The 1,708-nt window shown below is 53.0% G+C and carries 1 rRNA gene; it reads right to left on the bottom strand.

From position 1 onward, the window contains the following. Positions 1–20 precede the first annotated feature (20 nt). Positions 21–1,562: ribosomal RNA gene (locus ADJ24_RS23330) — 16S ribosomal RNA — on the bottom strand. Positions 1,563–1,708: the final 146 nt, after the last annotated feature.

Here is a 1,708-nt window from a genome sequence, read left to right as displayed (position 1 = left end):
CAAAGGCAGGTTCTTTAAGGTAAGGAGGTGATCCAACCGCAGGTTCCCCTACGGTTACCTTGTTACGACTTCACCCCAGTCATGAATCACAAAGTGGTAAGCGCCCTCCCGAAGGTTAAGCTACCTACTTCTTTTGCAACCCACTCCCATGGTGTGACGGGCGGTGTGTACAAGGCCCGGGAACGTATTCACCGTAGCATTCTGATCTACGATTACTAGCGATTCCGACTTCATGGAGTCGAGTTGCAGACTCCAATCCGGACTACGACGCACTTTATGAGGTCCGCTTGCTCTCGCGAGGTCGCTTCTCTTTGTATGCGCCATTGTAGCACGTGTGTAGCCCTACTCGTAAGGGCCATGATGACTTGACGTCATCCCCACCTTCCTCCAGTTTATCACTGGCAGTCTCCTTTGAGTTCCCGGCCTAACCGCTGGCAACAAAGGATAAGGGTTGCGCTCGTTGCGGGACTTAACCCAACATTTCACAACACGAGCTGACGACAGCCATGCAGCACCTGTCTCAGAGTTCCCGAAGGCACCAAAGCATCTCTGCTAAGTTCTCTGGATGTCAAGAGTAGGTAAGGTTCTTCGCGTTGCATCGAATTAAACCACATGCTCCACCGCTTGTGCGGGCCCCCGTCAATTCATTTGAGTTTTAACCTTGCGGCCGTACTCCCCAGGCGGTCGACTTAACGCGTTAGCTCCGGAAGCCACGCCTCAAGGGCACAACCTCCAAGTCGACATCGTTTACGGCGTGGACTACCAGGGTATCTAATCCTGTTTGCTCCCCACGCTTTCGCACCTGAGCGTCAGTCTTTGTCCAGGGGGCCGCCTTCGCCACCGGTATTCCTCCAGATCTCTACGCATTTCACCGCTACACCTGGAATTCTACCCCCCTCTACAAGACTCTAGCCTGCCAGTTTCGAATGCAGTTCCCAGGTTGAGCCCGGGGATTTCACATCCGACTTGACAGACCGCCTGCGTGCGCTTTACGCCCAGTAATTCCGATTAACGCTTGCACCCTCCGTATTACCGCGGCTGCTGGCACGGAGTTAGCCGGTGCTTCTTCTGCGGGTAACGTCAATCGCTGAGGTTATTAACCTCAACGCCTTCCTCCCCGCTGAAAGTACTTTACAACCCGAAGGCCTTCTTCATACACGCGGCATGGCTGCATCAGGCTTGCGCCCATTGTGCAATATTCCCCACTGCTGCCTCCCGTAGGAGTCTGGACCGTGTCTCAGTTCCAGTGTGGCTGGTCATCCTCTCAGACCAGCTAGGGATCGTCGCCTAGGTGAGCCGTTACCCCACCTACTAGCTAATCCCATCTGGGCACATCTGATGGCAAGAGGCCCGAAGGTCCCCCTCTTTGGTCTTGCGACGTTATGCGGTATTAGCTACCGTTTCCAGTAGTTATCCCCCTCCATCAGGCAGTTTCCCAGACATTACTCACCCGTCCGCCGCTCGCCGGCAAAGTAGCAAGCTACTTTCCGCTGCCGCTCGACTTGCATGTGTTAGGCCTGCCGCCAGCGTTCAATCTGAGCCATGATCAAACTCTTCAATTTAAGTTTGATGCTCGTGAATTAAACTTCGTAATGAATTACGTATGTTCACTCAGAGACTTGGTATTCATTTTTCGTCTTGCGACGTTAAGAATCCATGTCACTTTGAGTGCCCACACAGATTGTCTGATAAATTGTTAAAGAGCAGT

The sequence above is a fragment of the Enterobacter sp. 940_PEND genome, assembly GCF_001059415.1.
GTDB lineage: Bacteria > Pseudomonadota > Gammaproteobacteria > Enterobacterales > Enterobacteriaceae > Enterobacter > Enterobacter cloacae_M.
The sequence above is the reverse complement of the archived record's forward strand: the minus strand, read 5'-3'. Positions and strand labels throughout refer to the sequence as shown.